The sequence below is a fragment of the Achromobacter sp. NPDC008082 genome (genome assembly GCF_042957345.1).
Taxonomy (GTDB): domain Bacteria; phylum Pseudomonadota; class Gammaproteobacteria; order Burkholderiales; family Burkholderiaceae_B; genus Achromobacter; species Achromobacter kerstersii_A.
This window is the reverse complement of record NZ_JBIBIB010000001.1, coordinates 1,303,708-1,319,832: the sequence shown is the minus strand read 5'-3', so window position 1 is coordinate 1,319,832 and position 16,125 is coordinate 1,303,708. Positions and strand designations below refer to the sequence as shown.

Annotated in this window: 14 protein-coding genes and 1 pseudogene; 11 read left to right on the top strand and 4 right to left on the bottom strand. The window is 65.7% G+C overall.

The annotated features are described in order from the left end of the window. Positions 1–16: 16 nt before the first annotated feature. A complete protein-coding gene (locus ACFZAI_RS05870; RefSeq protein ID WP_391566026.1) occupies positions 17–3,631 on the bottom strand; it encodes a DUF748 domain-containing protein in 3,615 nt (1,204 codons plus the stop codon). Between the two features lie 136 nt (positions 3,632–3,767). Between ACFZAI_RS05870 and moaC the strand changes: the two genes are divergently transcribed. From moaC to glp, 5 genes are read left to right on the top strand one after another with little or no spacing between them, the layout of a single operon-like run. Continuing rightward, the gene (gene moaC, locus ACFZAI_RS05865) at positions 3,768–4,256 is read left to right on the top strand and encodes a cyclic pyranopterin monophosphate synthase MoaC (protein ID WP_391566025.1); all 489 of its coding nucleotides are present in this window, start codon (positions 3,768–3,770) and stop codon (positions 4,254–4,256) included. Beyond that, complete coding sequence (locus tag ACFZAI_RS05860; protein ID WP_391566024.1) at positions 4,237–4,488, top strand: MoaD/ThiS family protein; 252 nt, start codon at positions 4,237–4,239, stop codon at positions 4,486–4,488. The genes moaC and ACFZAI_RS05860 overlap by 20 nt, the downstream gene beginning before the upstream one ends. A gap of 5 nt (positions 4,489–4,493) precedes the next feature. Further along, positions 4,494–4,976 (top strand): molybdenum cofactor biosynthesis protein MoaE, encoded by a 483-nt coding sequence (locus ACFZAI_RS05855; protein ID WP_391566023.1) that lies wholly within the window; start codon positions 4,494–4,496, stop codon positions 4,974–4,976. Next, positions 4,973–5,494, top strand: coding sequence for a molybdenum cofactor biosynthesis protein B (gene moaB / locus ACFZAI_RS05850; protein ID WP_391566022.1), 522 nt, complete (start codon positions 4,973–4,975; stop codon positions 5,492–5,494). The genes ACFZAI_RS05855 and moaB overlap by 4 nt, the downstream gene beginning before the upstream one ends. 3 nt (positions 5,495–5,497) lie before the next feature. Beyond that, entirely contained in the window at positions 5,498–6,703 is a 1,206-nt protein-coding gene (gene glp, locus ACFZAI_RS05845) for a gephyrin-like molybdotransferase Glp (RefSeq protein WP_391566021.1), read from the top strand. Between the two features lie 65 nt (positions 6,704–6,768). On the opposite strand, the gene mobA is transcribed toward glp, so the two are convergent. The 3 genes from mobA to ACFZAI_RS05830 all read right to left on the bottom strand — a co-directional run bounded on the left by mobA (position 6,769) and on the right by ACFZAI_RS05830 (position 9,702). After that, positions 6,769–7,446, bottom strand: a complete 678-nt coding sequence (gene mobA / locus ACFZAI_RS05840; protein ID WP_391566020.1) for a molybdenum cofactor guanylyltransferase MobA — start codon at positions 7,444–7,446, stop codon at positions 6,769–6,771. Continuing rightward, positions 7,439–8,554, bottom strand: coding sequence for a GTP 3',8-cyclase MoaA (moaA, locus tag ACFZAI_RS05835; RefSeq protein ID WP_391566019.1), 1,116 nt, complete (start codon positions 8,552–8,554; stop codon positions 7,439–7,441). The genes mobA and moaA overlap by 8 nt, the downstream gene beginning before the upstream one ends. Positions 8,555–8,622: 68 nt before the next feature. Further along, positions 8,623–9,702 (bottom strand): substrate-binding domain-containing protein, encoded by a 1,080-nt coding sequence (locus tag ACFZAI_RS05830; protein ID WP_391566018.1) that lies wholly within the window; start codon positions 9,700–9,702, stop codon positions 8,623–8,625. A 144-nt stretch (positions 9,703–9,846) separates the two neighbouring features. Here ACFZAI_RS05830 and ACFZAI_RS05825 point away from each other — a divergent pair, with 144 nt between their 5' ends. The 6 genes and pseudogenes from ACFZAI_RS05825 to ACFZAI_RS05800 all read left to right on the top strand — a co-directional run bounded on the left by ACFZAI_RS05825 (position 9,847) and on the right by ACFZAI_RS05800 (position 16,007). Further along, on the top strand, positions 9,847–10,404 hold the full coding sequence (locus tag ACFZAI_RS05825) for a formate dehydrogenase subunit gamma (protein WP_391566017.1): 558 nt from the start codon (positions 9,847–9,849) through the stop codon (positions 10,402–10,404). Next, entirely contained in the window at positions 10,401–11,981 is a 1,581-nt protein-coding gene (locus ACFZAI_RS05820) for a formate dehydrogenase beta subunit (RefSeq protein ID WP_391566016.1), read from the top strand. Before ACFZAI_RS05825 ends, ACFZAI_RS05820 begins: the two co-directional genes overlap by 4 nt. 15 nt (positions 11,982–11,996) lie before the next feature. Further along, a pseudogene (locus tag ACFZAI_RS05815) lies at positions 11,997–12,413 on the top strand (2Fe-2S iron-sulfur cluster-binding protein); the annotation flags it as partial. Between the two features lie 147 nt (positions 12,414–12,560). Next, positions 12,561–14,873 carry a formate dehydrogenase subunit alpha gene (fdhF, locus tag ACFZAI_RS05810; RefSeq protein WP_391566280.1) on the top strand — a complete coding sequence of 771 codons (2,313 nt, stop codon included), beginning with the start codon at positions 12,561–12,563 and terminating at the stop codon, positions 14,871–14,873. A gap of 30 nt (positions 14,874–14,903) precedes the next feature. Then, complete coding sequence (fdhD, locus tag ACFZAI_RS05805) at positions 14,904–15,731, top strand: formate dehydrogenase accessory sulfurtransferase FdhD (RefSeq protein WP_391566015.1); 828 nt, start codon at positions 14,904–14,906, stop codon at positions 15,729–15,731. Between the two features lie 18 nt (positions 15,732–15,749). After that, complete coding sequence (locus ACFZAI_RS05800; RefSeq protein ID WP_391566014.1) at positions 15,750–16,007, top strand: formate dehydrogenase subunit delta; 258 nt, start codon at positions 15,750–15,752, stop codon at positions 16,005–16,007. Positions 16,008–16,125: the final 118 nt, after the last annotated feature.

The window sequence follows — 16,125 nt, the reverse complement described above, 5'->3', positions numbered from 1 at the left end:
GATTGAACGGCTGGTTTCACTTCAGGGAGAAGTCCACGCGCGAGGGTTGCCCCTCGTCCTTGATGCCGTCCGCGTCCAGCTGCGGCGCAACGATGAAGACACGGTCCGCGAGTCCTTCCTGGGCTTGCAACTTCTCATACACCGCTTGCGCGCGCGCATCCGCCAATTGGCGCAACTGCTCATCCCCCACCGGCGCCACGCTGCGCAACATCGCTTCCATCTGGTCTGGCGGTACTGACTTGGACATGCCGATGAAGTTGCGCGGCTTGTCCTTGATGTCGGTGTCGCCGTAAACCTCTTCCAGATACTTCGTGCGTTCCGCGGGCGACACCTTCACGCCCGCCACATTCGGCTTCTTGCCGCGCGGCGCTGTTTCGGCGGCCTTGGCGGCGCGGATCTGGTTGTCGACCCAAGCTTGGCGCAGGCCTTCCAGATCGGTCTTGGGATCGGCGCGGCCGCTGATGTCCATCTTCAGTGCGGGGCGATCCGTCAGCGCCTTGGTCAGCGTGTCCAGGCGCTGGAGGGTGTCTTCCGTCAGCACCGCGCTGCCGGGCGCGAACTCCACGTAAGACAGTTCTTCGCCGCCCCCGAAAGCAGAGGCCAGCAGGCTGAAGGGTGAGGTCACCGCTTTGACCACCAAATTCACCAGCACCCGCACCACGATGCCGCCCACCGAAAACTCGGGGTCGTCCAGCGAGCCCGAGATCGGCAGGTTGATATCGATATTGCCGCGCGAATCCTTCAACAGCGCCACGGCCAGCAGCACCGGCAGCTTGGTGGCGTCGGGGCTGTTGGTCTTGTCGCCGAACGTCAGCTGGTTCAGCACCACGTGGTTCGAGGCTTGCAGCGCGCGGTCCTTGATCTTGTATTCCAGGTCCACCGACAGCTTGCCGCGCTTGATCGGGTAGCCGACGTACTTGGCCGAATAGGTATTGAAGCGCGGCAAGTCCACCCCCTTGGCCGACGCCTTCAAGTCCAGCGTCAGGAACTTGGCGAAGGGCTGCACGATGCCGCTGATCGACAAGGGCGCCGTGGTGTAGACGCGGCCCGTCACCTTGACCTTGGCGGGCTGCGGATTGGTGGACGATACCGCCGTGATGGCGCCTTCGATGGCGGACAGTTCCGCCACATAATTCGGTTTGACGAAGCGGTCGGTAAACGTCATGCGGCCGCGCGTAAGCGTCACGCTGTTGACCGCAATGTCCGGCATGCCTGCGCTTGCACTGCCCGAGCTGCCCTTGGCGGCGGCGGCGGGCGCGGCGGCGGGCGGGGCCGCTTGCCGGCCGGGCGTTTGCGTATCTTGCGTGATCGAGCCGCCAGCCTGCCCGGGCGCGGCGATCAGGTCCATCACATTCAGCCGGCCCTGCGCGTTAAGCAGAATGCGGCCATAGAAGTCTTCCAGCGCGATGTCGCCCAGCTTGGCCGCGATTTTGTCACCCGCCACTGACACGTCCATGCCCACGAAACCCAGGCGCTTCCAGTTCAGGAAGTCGTCGTTGTTGACGCGGTCTTGCAAGTCGACGCCCGTGACTTCGACGCCGCCCTTCCAGTTGACCTTCATCGGCGCATTGCCGGCTGCGGCCGCGAAGTCGACGTTGCCTTTGGCGCCCAACGTAATGGCGCGCACCGTCGCATTCAGGCTGGATGCGGCATAAGGCGCGAACGCGGCCACGTTCAGCTCGGACAAGTCCACCGACGACTTCAGCGTCAACGGCTGCGGTGTAAACGCGCCCTTCAAGTCCAGCTTGCCGTTGCCCTGGATGCCGGCGGCGGCCAGCGTGAAGTTGCTTTGCCCCGGGCCCATGGCCAGGCGGTCGGCCGTGACGTGCAGCGTTTGCAGGGCGATATCCAGCGCGGGCTTGAGCGATTCATCGCGCGCCTTGAATTGCGTCAGATCGGCTTGCACTGCCGTGGCGGACGCATCAATCGCGCCGCCCTTCTCTTTGACATGGACCTGCGCCGAAGCGCCCAAGCGGCCATCTTGCAGCAGGACCGGCGCCACGCTGCGCACGGCGGGCGCAAGCGGCGCCAAGGCGATGTTGCCCATCCGCACGCCCAACTCCAGCGACAACGGCTTGAGCTCCAGCGGCCCCTTGGCGCGTATCCAGCCGCCATCGGTGCTGTTGTCCACAGTCAGCCACAGGTTGACGGGCTGGTCCTTGACCTCGGGAATCTGCACGCTTTCCACCGTGACGGCCATGCCGGTCATGACGTAATCCAGCTTGCTGATCGCGTCAGTGACGTAGAGCTCGCCTTCGTGCAGGTTGAAGGCGTCCAGCGTCACTTTCCATTCCGCCGGCGCGGCAGGCGGCGGCGTAGTGGCGGGCGCAGTGGCGGGCGCAGCGGGTGCGTCAGGCGTGCTTGGTGGCGTGGGTGCGCCGGGCTTGCTGGGCAAGGCGGCCGCATCAGGCGCGGCAGGGGTGGCCGCGGCGCCGGCCTCCGGGGTGACCTGGGCGTTCTTGTCGGCCCCGGCCTTCGCCGGCGCCGCTTTGGGCTCCACCTTCAGCCCGATATCCCGCTTGAGCTTGTCGGCAACTGGCGTTTCCGTCGGCGCCACGCCGCCCAGCTCCTTCAGCTTGGCGACGACGTCCTGCCAATTCAGATGTTCGTTCGTATAGCGGCGCACATGAATCTGCGGCGCCCACAGGCCGATTTCGCCGATATAAAGCTGGCGTGCAATGGGCTCCAGTTCCAGCCGCGTGACCGTCAGCGCGCTCCAGGCGGCCAGGCGGTCGCCCGCGGTGTCGTGCAGGTCAAAGCGGCGCAGGCCCAAATCACCCACCACGCGGATTTTCGGCGGCGCGTCCTTGGGCTGCTCGAACACGACTTGAAGATTGGAATCCAGCAGCGCGCTGTCCAGCTTGAACGGCAGCGGCATCGGCCACACATCCGCCCACTTTTCCAGTTGCAGGCCATGGAAGGCGACGCGCAGGGTTGATGACGGCACCTTGTCGAACGGACGGGCCACGCCCGTCAGGTCGAACGGGCTGCCGTTGATGCGCAAATGCAGCCGGGGCTGCACGTCGATGTCCGTCGCGTAGCCAAAGGTGGAAATGAACGGCACGCCCACGGCCAGCTCATCCACCACCTGCTTGCGGCCGGTGACCTTGTCGTCCAGCGTGATGGTGCCGCCTTCGATCACCATATTGTTCAGCGAGAAACGCGGCAGGCCTTCATCAGGTTTGGGCGGTTCGGCGGGCTTGGCGGCGGACAATTCCGCGACGCGTTGGGAAATATCAGAGAAGTTGAAACGCGTGACGTCTTCGCGCACGACGCTGATGGTAGGCTGGCGCAGCGTCAGACGATCAACAACGGGCGCAAACCAGAACAGCGAGCTCCAGGCGGCGCTGGCATCCAGTTCGGCCAGCGTCAGCAGCGGTGTCTGCGAACCCGGCTGGGCCACAGCCAGGTCGCGGGCGCGGAGGGTCAAGGTGAAGGGATTGAAGCTGATCTTGCCCACGGAGACATCGCGGCCGATCATCTTGGATACGTCGTCCGTCAGGACGTTGTGCAGGACTTTGGGCACTTGCCAGGCGGCAACGCCGAACAGGATCAGTACAAACGCCACGATGCCCAGTAGGATCTTGCCGGCGCGCCGGGTGAACCGAAGCTTTGGCATCCGCACGGGCATCGAGAGTCTCCTGATACGAGTTGAAGGCGATTATCGCGCCCTGGTTAACGCTCGTCTATCATAGGCGCAACAGCGGCCCGCCCGGCCTGCCGGGACCGCACTTTTCAAACATTAACAATTCTCGATCCCGATTCCCATGCCCCCGACCACCCCCACTTTGAGTCACCTGGATGAAGCCGGCCAGGTCCGCATGGTCGACGTCATCGCCAAGACGGATACCGAGCGCGTGGCCATCGCCACCGCCAGCGTCCGCATGAATGCCGTGGCCTATGGGCTGTTGACGCAGCCGGGCCAAGGCAAGGGCGAAGTGCTCAACACCGCGCGCGTGGCCGCCGTGCTGGCCGCCAAGCGCTGCGCCGAGCTGATCCCGCTGTGCCACAGCCTGCCGCTGGCGTTCGTCGGCGTGGACTTCGCGTTGGACGACGCCGCGCATCGCATCGACATCCTGGCCACGTGCCGCACCAGCTACAAGACGGGCGTGGAAATGGAAGCCATGATGGCGTGCAGCGTGGCCGCGCTGACCATCTACGACATGTGCAAGGCGGCCGACAAGGGCATCGTGGTTGAACAAGTTCGCCTTAAGTACAAGGCGGGAGGAAAAAGCGGTGAATGGCGCAACGATTAATCTCCTGTACTTCGCCCGCGTGGCGGAGCTGGTCGGCAAGCGCACGGAAAGCTGGCCGCTGGATGGCGAGTCCACGGGCGCGCAACTGCTGGCTGCGCTGGGCGCGCGTTATCCCCAGCTGGAACCCGCCAGCCGTTTGAAGCTGGCCATCAACCAGACCCATTCCAAACCGGCCGCCGCGATTCGCCCGGGCGATGAAGTCGCCGTGTTCGAACCCGTCACCGGAGGTTGAACGCCATGATCAGCGTCCAGGAAGCCGATTTCGACGGCGCCGCGCTGACGGCCGCGCTGCGTGACAGCGCCGGCCCCGGCGTGGGCGGCATCGTCACCTTCGTGGGCTATGTGCGCGATTACGCGCCCGATGCGCCCACCGACACGCTCTTTCTTGAACACTACCCCGGCATGTGCGAGCGCGAGCTTGAAGCCATTGCCGCCACCGCGCGCGAACGCTGGAAGCTGGCCGGCACCGTCATCGTGCACCGGGTGGGCGCGTTGCACCGCAATGCGCAGATCGTGTTCGTGGCGGCCGCCAGCGCTCATCGCGGCGACGCCTTTCGCGGCTGCGAATACATCATCGACGCGCTGAAGACGCGCGCCCCCTTCTGGAAGCGCGAGACGCTTGCGGGCGGCAGCAGCTTCTGGGTCGAACAACGCCAATCCGACCAGGACCGCACGGACGCCTGGGATGAAGACACCGCCCCCTCGAAGGAACGCCCATGAGCGAAGCCATTCCCGTCTCTCTGGCCTGCGCCGTACTGACCGTCAGCGATACCCGCAGCGCGGGTGACGACACGTCCGGCAACCTGCTGGCCCACAACCTGGCGCACGCGGGCCACCAATGCGTGCGCCGCGACATCGTGCGCGACGACATCTACCAGATCCGCCGCATCATCAGTGACTGGATCGCCGACCCCGAAGTGCAGGTCATCCTGACAACCGGCGGCACGGGTTTCTCGCATCGCGACCATACGCCGGCGGCCATCCTGCCGCTTCTGGACCGCGAGATTCCCGGCTTTGGTGAACTGTTCCGCCAGATTTCCTATGCCGAAATCGGCAGCTCCACCATCCAGTCGCGCGCGTTCGCCGGGTCGGCCAACCAGACGCTGATCTTCTGCCTGCCCGGGTCGAACAATGCCTGCGAAACCGCCTGGGCGCAAATCCTGCGCGACCAGTTCGACAGCAGCCACCGCCCGTGCAATTTCGCCTCGCACTTCAAGCCCACCGAAGAAGACCACTGACCCATGCTGGATTTTGATCAAGCCCAGACCCTGCTGGCCAATGCCGCAGGGCCGCTGCAACGCCGCGACGACATCCCCCTGAACGACGCCGCAGGCCGCGTGCTGGCAACCGACCTGGAAGCCACCGTGGATATCCCGCCCGCCGACAACAGCGCCATGGACGGCTATGCGCTGCGCGTGGCCGATTGGCAAGCCGGCGTCCGCCTGCCCATTCAGCAACGCTGCTATGCCGGCGACGTGCCTGAACCGCTCAAGCCCGGCCACGCTATCCGCCTGTTCACGGGCAGCCTGATTCCCGATGGCGCCGACACCGTCGTCATGCAGGAAGACACGGTCGAAGCCGACAACCAGGTCGAGATCACGCGCCAGCCCGCGCCCAACCAGCACATTCGCCGCCGCGGCGAAGACACGATGACCGGCGCGCCGTTGCTGGCCGCAGGCACGCTGCTGCAAGCGGCGCACGTGGCGCTGCTGGCCTCGCAAGGACTGGCCAGCGTGCCGGTTGTGGGCCAGCTGCGCGTTGGCATCCTGACCACCGGCGATGAGCTTGTGCCGCCCGGCGCGCCGCGCGCGCCGGAGCAGATCTACAACTCCAACGGCCCGATGCTCGCCGCGCTGGTGCGCGGCCTGGGCGCCCTGCCCGTGCACGTCTTGCATGCGCGCGACACGGAAGCGGATCTGCTGGCTGCCTTCAAGACCTTGCTGGCCGATTGCGATCTGGTGCTGAGCGTGGGCGGCGTGTCCGTCGGCGAGCGCGACCTGGTCAAGCCGGCGCTGGCCACGTTGGGCGGAGAACTGTCGCTGTGGAAGGTGCGCATGAAGCCTGGCAAACCGGTTGCGCTGGCGCAGATTGGCGGCACGCCCGTCGTCAGCCTGCCTGGTAATCCGGTGTCGGCCTATGCCGTGTTTGCGATGCTGGTGTCGCCGCTGGTGCGCCGCATGCAGGGCCGCGAAACCATCTTCCCGCCCGTCAGCCTGCTGCCTTTGCGCACCGAGCGTCCGCGTCAGGATGGCCGCGAAGAATTCCTGCGCGTCCAGTGCCGCACGGCCGAGAATGGCGGCAGTGAACTGATGCCTTACGGCCACCAGGGGTCAGGGATGATCAGCTCAATGCCGTGGGCGACGGGGCTGGCGCGTTTGCCCGCCGATGTGCTGGTCAACGATCAGGATCGTGTGCCGTACTACGACTTGCGCCACTGGTTGGCGTAGCGCGCTGACTGGGCGGCTGACTGGTCGGCTTACTTTACGGCTTACTTTACGGCTTACTTTACGGCTTACTTGATGGCTGACTTGGCGGCTGACTTGGCGCCTGCCGCAGCGGCGGTCGCGTGACGGGTGGCGTATTGCGCCGCCGCCGCCAATTCCTCCGCCGTGTTGACGTTCATGAAGGCGTCGGGCGTGTCGTCAAAGCGCGCCTCAACGCCGCCCATCCGCGCTTGCCACAAGCCCACCTTGCGGTCGCCTGCCCGCAGGTATGCAAGCAACGCCGGCAGCAGCGTCGTGCGTAAGGCCATGCAAGCGGAATGATGCTGGCCGCCAGCCACGGCGTGGGCCAGCGGGGCGTGGGCCGAAGTGGCCGCGGCGATCAGCCGCGCGGCCAGATCATCAGGCAGAAAAGGCGTATCGCACGGCGTCACCACCAACCAATCATCGTGTGCAGCGGCACTGGCAGCCAGCCCGGCCGCGATGCCCACCAACGGGCCTTGAAACGCGCCCAGCTCGGGCTCACCGTCGGCCACCACCTGACCGTATTGCGCGTAGCGGTCCAGATGCCGGTTGGCGCTGATGATCACGCGCCCCACCTGCGGGGCCAGACGACGCGCCACGTGCGCCACCATGGGCTCGCCGTTCAACTCGACCAGCCCCTTGTCTTGATGCTGCATGCGGGCCCCCTGCCCGCCCGCCAGGATCAGGCCGGCGATGCGCGTGTGCGGCGTTGCGGGGTCAGCCACCGATATAGCTCATTTCAACTTTGCGGCCGGGGTCGGGCGTGGGGCCGGCCATGTTGCGGCCGCGCAGTTCCGAATAATGGTCGTTGCGCCCTGACCAGATGCCTGCCAGGATGCCCGCCAATTCGGCGTCGCTTGCGCCGTCGCGCAACGGTGCCCGCAAGTCGTAGCCCTCGTGTGCGAACAGGCACAGAAAGAGCTTGCCTTCCGGCGACAGGCGCGCGCGCGTACAGCCGCCGCAGAACGCGTGCGTGACGCTGGAGATGACGCCGATTTCGCCGCCGCCATCCACATAGCGCCAGCGCTCGGCGACACGGCCCATTTCTGTGGTTTGGACGGGTTCCAGCGCATGAACGGCGCCGATGCGGTCCAGCACTTCCTGGCTGGGCACCACTTCGGCCAGGTTCCAGCCGTTGGTGTTGCCCACGTCCATGTATTCGATGAAGCGCAGGATGTGGCCGCTGTGACGGAAGCGTTCGGCCATCGGCAAGATTTGCGCGTCGTTCAACCCGCGCCGCACCACCATGTTGACCTTTACCGGCGCCAGCCCGGCTTCGGCGGCGGCGTCGATGCCGCGCAGCACGTCGTCAGGCGTGAAGCCGCTGTCGCTCATGTCCTGGAACATGGCGGCGTCCAGCGCGTCCAGGCTGACGGTGACCCGGGTCAGGCCCGCCGCTTTCAGCGCGGCCGCCTTGCGCGCCAGCACGCTGCCGTTGGTCGTCAGCGTCAAGTCCAGCGGATTGCCTTCCAGCGTGCGCAAGCTGGCCAGTTGGCCCACCAGGTTTTCGATGTGTTTGCGCAGCAAGGGCTCGCCGCCTGTCAGCCGGATTTTTTCCACGCCAAGCTGCGTGAAGATGCCGGCCAAGCGGCTGATCTCTTCAAACGACAGCAGGTCGGCATGCGGCATGAAGGTATAGCTGCTGTCGAACACTTCGCGCGGCATGCAGTACGTGCAGCGGAAGTTGCAGCGGTCCGTGACCGATATCCGCAAGTCGCGCAAGGGGCGCACGCGCGCATCCAACGCGGGCTGGCCTGCCGGGGGCAGTTCGCCGGGCGCGGGCCAGGCCGAGCGGTCGGACCGGCGGTCGGCAAGGAAAATCACTTTGCTCATGGGGTGATCATATCCCGGCATCACGTTGCACTGGCGCAAGGTCATCCTGAAGGCAGGGGCATCGCCCTTCAGGCAAAGGCCTCTTGCAGCGTTTGTAAGCGCCCGGTGTCCCGGGCGTCGTAGCCAACCAGTTGCCCCACGTACCCCACGTAATCGGCGCTGCGCATGATGCTCAGCAAATCCTGCATGGCCGGGGTTTCCAGCGACGATTTTCGGATGGCGAAAAAGTAGCGCTCGCGCACCAGCGGGATGAAGTCCAGCCCGAAACGGCAGGCCGCGGTTTCAACGCCCACGCCCGTGTCCGCCATGCCGCTGGCAATGTGCGCGGCAATCGCCATGTGGGTGAATTCGTTGGTTTCGTAGCCCTGGACTTCGCCGATGGATACGCCCGCGCGTTGCAGCATCAAGCCCACCAGGTAACGCGTGCTGGACCCGATCTGGCGGTTCACGAAGCGCACATCGGGGCGCGCCAGGTCGGCCATGCCGCGAATCTGCTTGGGGTTGCCCGCCGTGACGAAGAGGCCCGTGTTGCGCACGGCCAGGTGGATCAGCAGGTAATCGTCGGCGTGCAGCCACTGCGCGTAGCGTTCCATGATGGGCGATTCGAAATCCCCCTGCGGCACCTGAAACCCCGCCAAGTCGCATTCATGGCGCTCTAGCGAGGCCAGCGCCTCGATCGCCGTGCGATAGCGCAGTTCCAGCCCGGGCTTTCTGCCGCCCATGTGCTGCATCAGCGATTCCACCGCAAAACCGTGGCTGGCATGCAGCCGCAAGTGCGGACCGCTTTCGGGCAGCAGCCGTTCCAGCTCTTCCTGCAATTCCGACGCCATGCTGTCCAGCGTGGGCATCAACCGCGCTTCGATGCGGCGGTTGGCCCATAGCAACCGCTGCGCAAACGGCGCCAGCTGCGTGCCTTGGCGGCGATTGGTGATCAGCAATTGCGTGCCGAAGATGGTCTCGAAGCGGCGCAACACGCCCCACGCGTGCCGATACGACAACCCGCAGGCGCGGCACGCGCCCGTGATGTTGCCGGTGGCGTCGATGGCGGCCAGCAAGGCCAGCATGTCCTGCAATGGGACGGGGGCCGCATCGTCGTCTGTCCCCAATGTCCATTGCGGCCGCAGGCCGATTCGGAACTTATATGTCATTTATTTCTTATTGAAGGCGTTCAAGTACGTGGTTAGAGTACACAAATAACGCGGCGGACGGGTATTTATTATGTTTTTAAAAACATATTAAACACCACACATTCCGGCCCACAACAACACCCAGTTCATCTGGAGGAGACCACCGTGCATCAGCGCGAGGCAAAATCCGACCTGGCGTCCAGCGGGGGCGCCCGCGGCGGCCCACTGGCTCTGGACGCCGCTCAGCATTCCGCCACCCCCGCCATTGCGGCCACCGCCCGCATCGTGGCCAGCCTGAAAGACCTGCCCGGCCCCTTGCTGCCGGTGCTGCATCAGGTGCAACACGAATTGGGCTGTATTCCGGCCGAGGCGGTGCAAACCATCGCCGAGGCCCTGAACCTGTCCCGCGCCGAAGTTCACGGCGTTATCACGTTCTACCCCCATTTCCGCAGCCAGCCGGCCGCGCGCCATACGCTAGAAGTCTGCCGCGCGGAATCCTGTCAGGCCATGGGCGGCGACGCTTTGGCCGCGCATGCGCAGGCCAAACTGGGCTGCGGTTTCCATGCCAGCACGCCCGACGGCAATTTCACGCTGGAGCCCGTGTACTGCCTGGGGCTGTGCGCGCAGTCGCCCGCCGTGATGATCGATGGCCAGCCGCATGCCCGCGTCACGCCCGACAAGCTTGACCGCTTGCTGACCCGCACGCTGGAGACCACGTCATGAGCGCCCCCATCGTCATCTACGTGCCGCGCGACGCCGCGGCGCTGGCCATGGACGCCGACGCCGTGGCGCACGCCATTGAACGCATTGCCGACGAACGCGGCCTGTCGGTGCAGGTGGTGCGCAACGGCTCGCGCGGGCTGCTGTGGCTGGAACCGCTGGTGGAAATCGCCACGCCCGACGGCCGCATCGCCTACGGGCCGGTAGCGCCCGAAGACGTGGCTGGCTTGTTCGATGCGGGCTGGCTGAGCGGCGGCGCGCACGCGCTGCACTTGGGCCTGACCGAAGACATCCCCTATCTGAAGCAACAAGAACGCCTGACCTTCGCCCGCGTGGGCGTGATCGACCCGCTATCGATACAGGACTACGCCGCGCATGGCGGCCTGGCCGGGCTGAAGCGGGCGCTGGCGATGCAGCCGGCCGAGATCATCGACGACATGGTCACCTCGGGCTTACGCGGCCGCGGCGGCGCGGCGTTTCCGACAGGCATCAAATGGAAGACGGTAGCGGGTTCGCCCAGCGATCAGAAATACATCGTCTGCAACGCTGATGAAGGCGACTCCGGCACCTTCGCCGACCGCCTGCTGATGGAAGGCGACCCCTATGTGCTGATCGAAGGCATGACGATTGCCGGGCTGGCCGTGGGCGCCACCTACGGCTACATCTACGTGCGTTCCGAATACCCGCACGCCATCCAGACCCTGGAAGCCGCCATCGCGCGCGCCCGCAGCGTGGGCTGGCTGGGCCACGATGTGCACGGCAGCGGCCGCCAGTTCGACCTGGAAGTGCGCAAGGGCGCGGGCGCCTACATCTGCGGCGAAGAAACCTCCCTGCTGGAAAGCCTGGAAGGCAAGCGCGGCGTGGTGCGCGCCAAGCCGCCGCTGCCCGCAATATCGGGCCTGTTCGGCAAGCCCACCGTAATCAACAACGTGATCTCGCTGGCGACGGTGCCGATCATCCTGGCCAAGGGCGCGGCGTACTACCGCGACTACGGTGTGGGCCGCTCGCACGGCACGCTGCCGTTTCAGCTGGCGGGCAATTTGAAGCAAGGCGGCCTGGTGGAAAAGGCCTTCGGCCTGAGCCTGCGCGATCTGCTCTACACGTTTGGCGGTGGCAGCGCATCGGGGCGGCCCCTGCGCGCCGTGCAGGTGGGCGGCCCCTTGGGCGCGTATCTGCCGGAATCGCAATGGGACGTGCCGCTGGACTACGAGGCCTACATCCATATCTCGGCCATGATCGGCCACGGCGGGCTGGTGGCGTTTGACGACACCGTCGACATGGCTCGCATGGCGCGTTACGCGATGGAGTTCTGCGCCATCGAATCCTGTGGCAAATGCACGCCGTGCCGCATCGGCTCCACGCGCGGCGTCGAAACCATCGACAAGATCGCGGCAGACGGGGCCGACACCAAGCAGCGCGAACAGCAGGTGCATCTGCTGCGCGACTTGTGCGACACGATGATGGGCGGTTCGCTCTGCGCATTGGGGGGCATGGCGCCCTACCCCGTACTGTCGGCGCTGAACCACTTTCCGCAGGACTTCGGCATCGAGTCCCCGCAGTCTGCCGCGCACGCGGCCTGAACCCGAGAGACCACCATGCTAGAAACCGTCATCAAGCGCGACCGCGACATGGGCACGCCGGCGCGCGTCTCTGAAAAAACCATCACCCTGACCATCGACGGCCAGGAAATCCAAGTGGCCGAAGGCACATCGCTGATGCGCGCCGCAGCCGAAGCGGGCATCAACATCCCGAAGCTGTGCGCGACAGACAGCCTGGAACCTTTTGGCTCGTGCCGGCTGTGCCTGGTGCAGATCGAAGGCCGGCGCGGCTACCCAGCGTCGTGCACCACGCCCGCTGAAAACGGCATGGTGGTCTTTACCGAAACGCCCAAGCTGCACGAACTGCGCCGCGGCGTGATGGAGCTGTACATCTCGGACCACCCGCTGGACTGCCTGACCTGCCCCGCTAACGGCGATTGCGAATTGCAGGACATGGCGGGCGTCGTGGGCCTGCGCAACGTGCGCTACGGCTACGACGGCGCCAACCACCTGGACGCCAAGACCGACGACTCCAACCCCTACTTCAGCTACGACGCGTCCAAGTGCATCGTGTGCAACCGCTGCGTGCGCGCCTGCGAAGAAACGCAAGGCACGTTCGCGCTGACGATCTCGGGCAAGGGCTTCGAATCGCGCGTATCGCCGGGGCAGGACCAGCCTTTCCTGGACAGCGAATGCGTGTCCTGTGGCGCCTGCGTGCAAGCCTGTCCGACCTCTACGCTGCAAGAAAAAACCGTCATCATGATGGGCCAGGCCGAACATTCTGTCGTGACCACCTGCGCGTATTGCGGCGTGGGCTGCGGCTTCAAGGCCGAGATGAAGGGCCAGGAAGTCGTGCGCATGGTGCCGTGGAAAGACGGCCAGGCCAACCGCGGGCATTCATGCGTGAAGGGCCGCTTTGCGTGGGGCTATACCACGCACAAGGAACGCGTGCTGAAGCCCATGATCCGCAAGCACATCACCGACTCCTGGAAGGAAGTGTCCTGGGACGAAGCCATCAACTATGCGGCGTCCGAATTCCGCCGCATCCAAAGCCAGTACGGCCGCGACGCCGTGGGCGGCATCACGTCGTCACGCTGCACCAATGAAGAAACGTGGCTGGTGCAAAAGCTGGTGCGTGCGGCGTTCGGCACCAATAACGTCGACACCTGCGCCCGTGTCTGCCATTCGCCCACGGGCTACGGCTTGAAGCAAACGCTGGGTGAATCCGCCGGCACGCAGACCTTCGATTCGGTCATGCATACCGACGTGGTCATCGTAATGGGCGCCAACCCCAGCAGCGGCCACCCGGTATTTGCGTCGCGCTTGAAGCGCCGGCTGCGGCAAGGCGCAAGGCTGATCGTGATTGACCCGCGCCGCATCGAACTGGTGAGCTCACCGCACATCAAGGCCGACTTCCACTTGCAGGTGCGGCCCGGCACCAACACGGCGCTGCTGTCGTCGATGGCGCATGTGATCGCCACCGAAGGCCTGATCGCCGAAGACTACGTGGCCGAACGCTGCGACACCAAGGCCTTCAACGAATGGCGCGACTTCGTCTCGCTGCCCGAAAACTCACCGGAAGCGATGGAGGAAATCACCGGCGTGCCGGCGCAGGCCGTGCGCGGCGCGGCGCGTTTGTTCGCCACTGGCGGCAACGGCTCCATCTATTACGGCCTGGGCGTCACCGAACACAGCCAGGGTTCCACCACCGTCATGGCGATTGCCAACCTGGCCATGGCCACCGGCAACGTCGGCCGGGAAGGCGTGGGCGTGAACCCGCTGCGCGGCCAGAACAACGTGCAAGGCTCGTGCGACATGGGCTCGTTCCCGCACGAACTGCCTGGCTACCGCCACATTTCCGACAACGTCGTGCGCGCGCAATTCGAACAGGACTGGGGCGTGACCTTGCAGCCCGAACCCGGCCTGCGCATTCCCAACATGTTCGAAGCGGCGCTGGGCGGAACGTTCAAGGGCCTGTACTGCCAGGGCGAAGACATCGTGCAGTCCGACCCCAACACGCAGCACGTGGCGGCGTCGCTTGCGGCGATGGAATGCATCGTGGTGCAAGACCTGTTCCTGAACGAGACCGCCAAATACGCCCATGTGTTCCTGCCGGGCTCGTCGTTCCTGGAAAAAGACGGCACGTTTACCAACGCCGAACGCCGCATCTCGCGCGTGCGCAAAGTGATGGAACCCAAGAACGGCAAGGCGGATTGGGAAGTGACCGTAGCGCTGTCCAACGCGCTGGGCTATCCCATGCCCTACACGCACCCGCGCGAAATCATGGAAGAAATTGCGCGGCTGACGCCCACGTTCGCAGGCGTCAGCTACGAGAAGCTGGACAAGCTGGGCAGCCTGCAATGGCCGTGCAATGACGACGCGCCGGAAGGCACGCCCATCATGCACATCGACGCCTTCGTGCGCGGCAAGGGCAAGTTCATGATCACCAAGTACGTGCCGACCGACGAACGCAGCACGCGGCGCTTCCCGCTGCTGCTGACCACCGGCCGCATCCTGTCGCAGTACAACGTGGGCGCGCAGACGCGGCGCACGCCCAACGTGATGTGGCATGGCGAAGACGTGCTGGAACTGCATCCGCAAGACGCCGAAGACCGGGGCGTGGCCGAAGGCGATTGGGTGGGCATCCAGAGCCGCGCGGGCGAGACCGTGTTGCGCGCCACGCTGACTGACCGGGTGCAGCCGGGCGTGGTATACACCACGTTCCACTTTCCCGAGTCCGGCGCCAACGTCGTCACGACGGACAGCTCCGACTGGGCGACCAACTGCCCCGAATACAAGGTCACCGCCGTGCAGGTCACGCGCGTGTCCCAGCCTTCGGAATGGCAGCGCCAATGGTCGCGCTTTGAAGACATCCAGCACAAGCTGCTGCGCGAGCGATCGCGCGAAAGCGAAGCGACGCTGACCGGGAAATAACCCCTGCCGGCCTCGACCGCCCTGGATGCCATGACCGCTACCCCGTCCACGCCCCCCCGCGCCGACTGCACGCAGACCCCGGTCACCCGCGTGCGGGACGGGGCCATCGCCCCCGCCGCCGAACTCGACTTCGTGGCCGAGGAAACGCCGGTGGCGCTGGAGTTCAACGGCATCAGCCACGCCACCATGCTGGCCACGCCCGCCGACCTGGAAGACTTTGCCGTGGGCTTTTCGCTGTCGGAAGGCATCATCGACAGCGTCAGCGATGTGCGCGGCATTGACGTGCTGCCGCAATGCGACGGCATCGTCGTGCAGGTGGAAATCTCTACCGCTTGCGAAGTGCGGCTAAAGACACGCCGCCGCGCCATGGCCGGCCGCACCGGCTGCGGCCTGTGCGGCGTGGAAACCTTGCCCGAAGTGCTGCGCCCAGTCGCGCCCGTGACCAACGGGTCGGCCGTGCGTATCCAGGCCGTGCTGGCCGCCATGCGCGACATGCGCGCGCGCCAGGCGCTGCACGACATCACGGGCGCCACGCACGCGGCGGGCTGGGCGGGCGCCGACGGCGCCATTGCCCTGGTCCGCGAAGACGTGGGCCGGCACAACGCGCTGGACAAACTCATCGGCGCCTTGGCGCGCCAAGCCATGCATGCCGGCGGCGGCATCGTGCTGGTGTCCAGCCGCGCCAGTTTCGAAATGGTGCAAAAGACAGCGGCGGCCGGCGTGCCGGTATTGGCGGCGGTGTCCGCCCCCACGGCGCTGGCCATCCGCCTGGCGGAAGACGCCAACGTCAGCCTGGTGGGCTTCTTGCGCGGCGGCGACGCCACGCTGTACGCCCACCCCGAACGCTTCACCCCCTGAACGGAACCCTGACACGCAATGGAAATCGGCAACCTGATCCGCATGGCCAACCGCATCGGCCAGTTCTTTGACGCCATGCCGGACCGCCACGAAGCGCTGGAAGGCGTGGCCAACCATATCCACAAATTCTGGGAGCCCCGCATGCGCAACGAGCTGCTGGGTTTTCTGGCGGCCAGCCCTGATGGCGACGCAGGCGACGAGCAGTTGCACCCCTTGGTGCGGGACGCGGTCACGCAGAACCGCCAGCGCCTGACGCCCGCGCCCCGAGTGGGGTAGCCCGGCCGCACCGCTTTACCGCAGTCAGATCGCAGTACGCAGTACGCAGTGACGGATTCAATAAAAGAAGCCGCGCCCCCGTTCTATTTGCGGCCGGCGCGAGCGATAAAGCCGCACC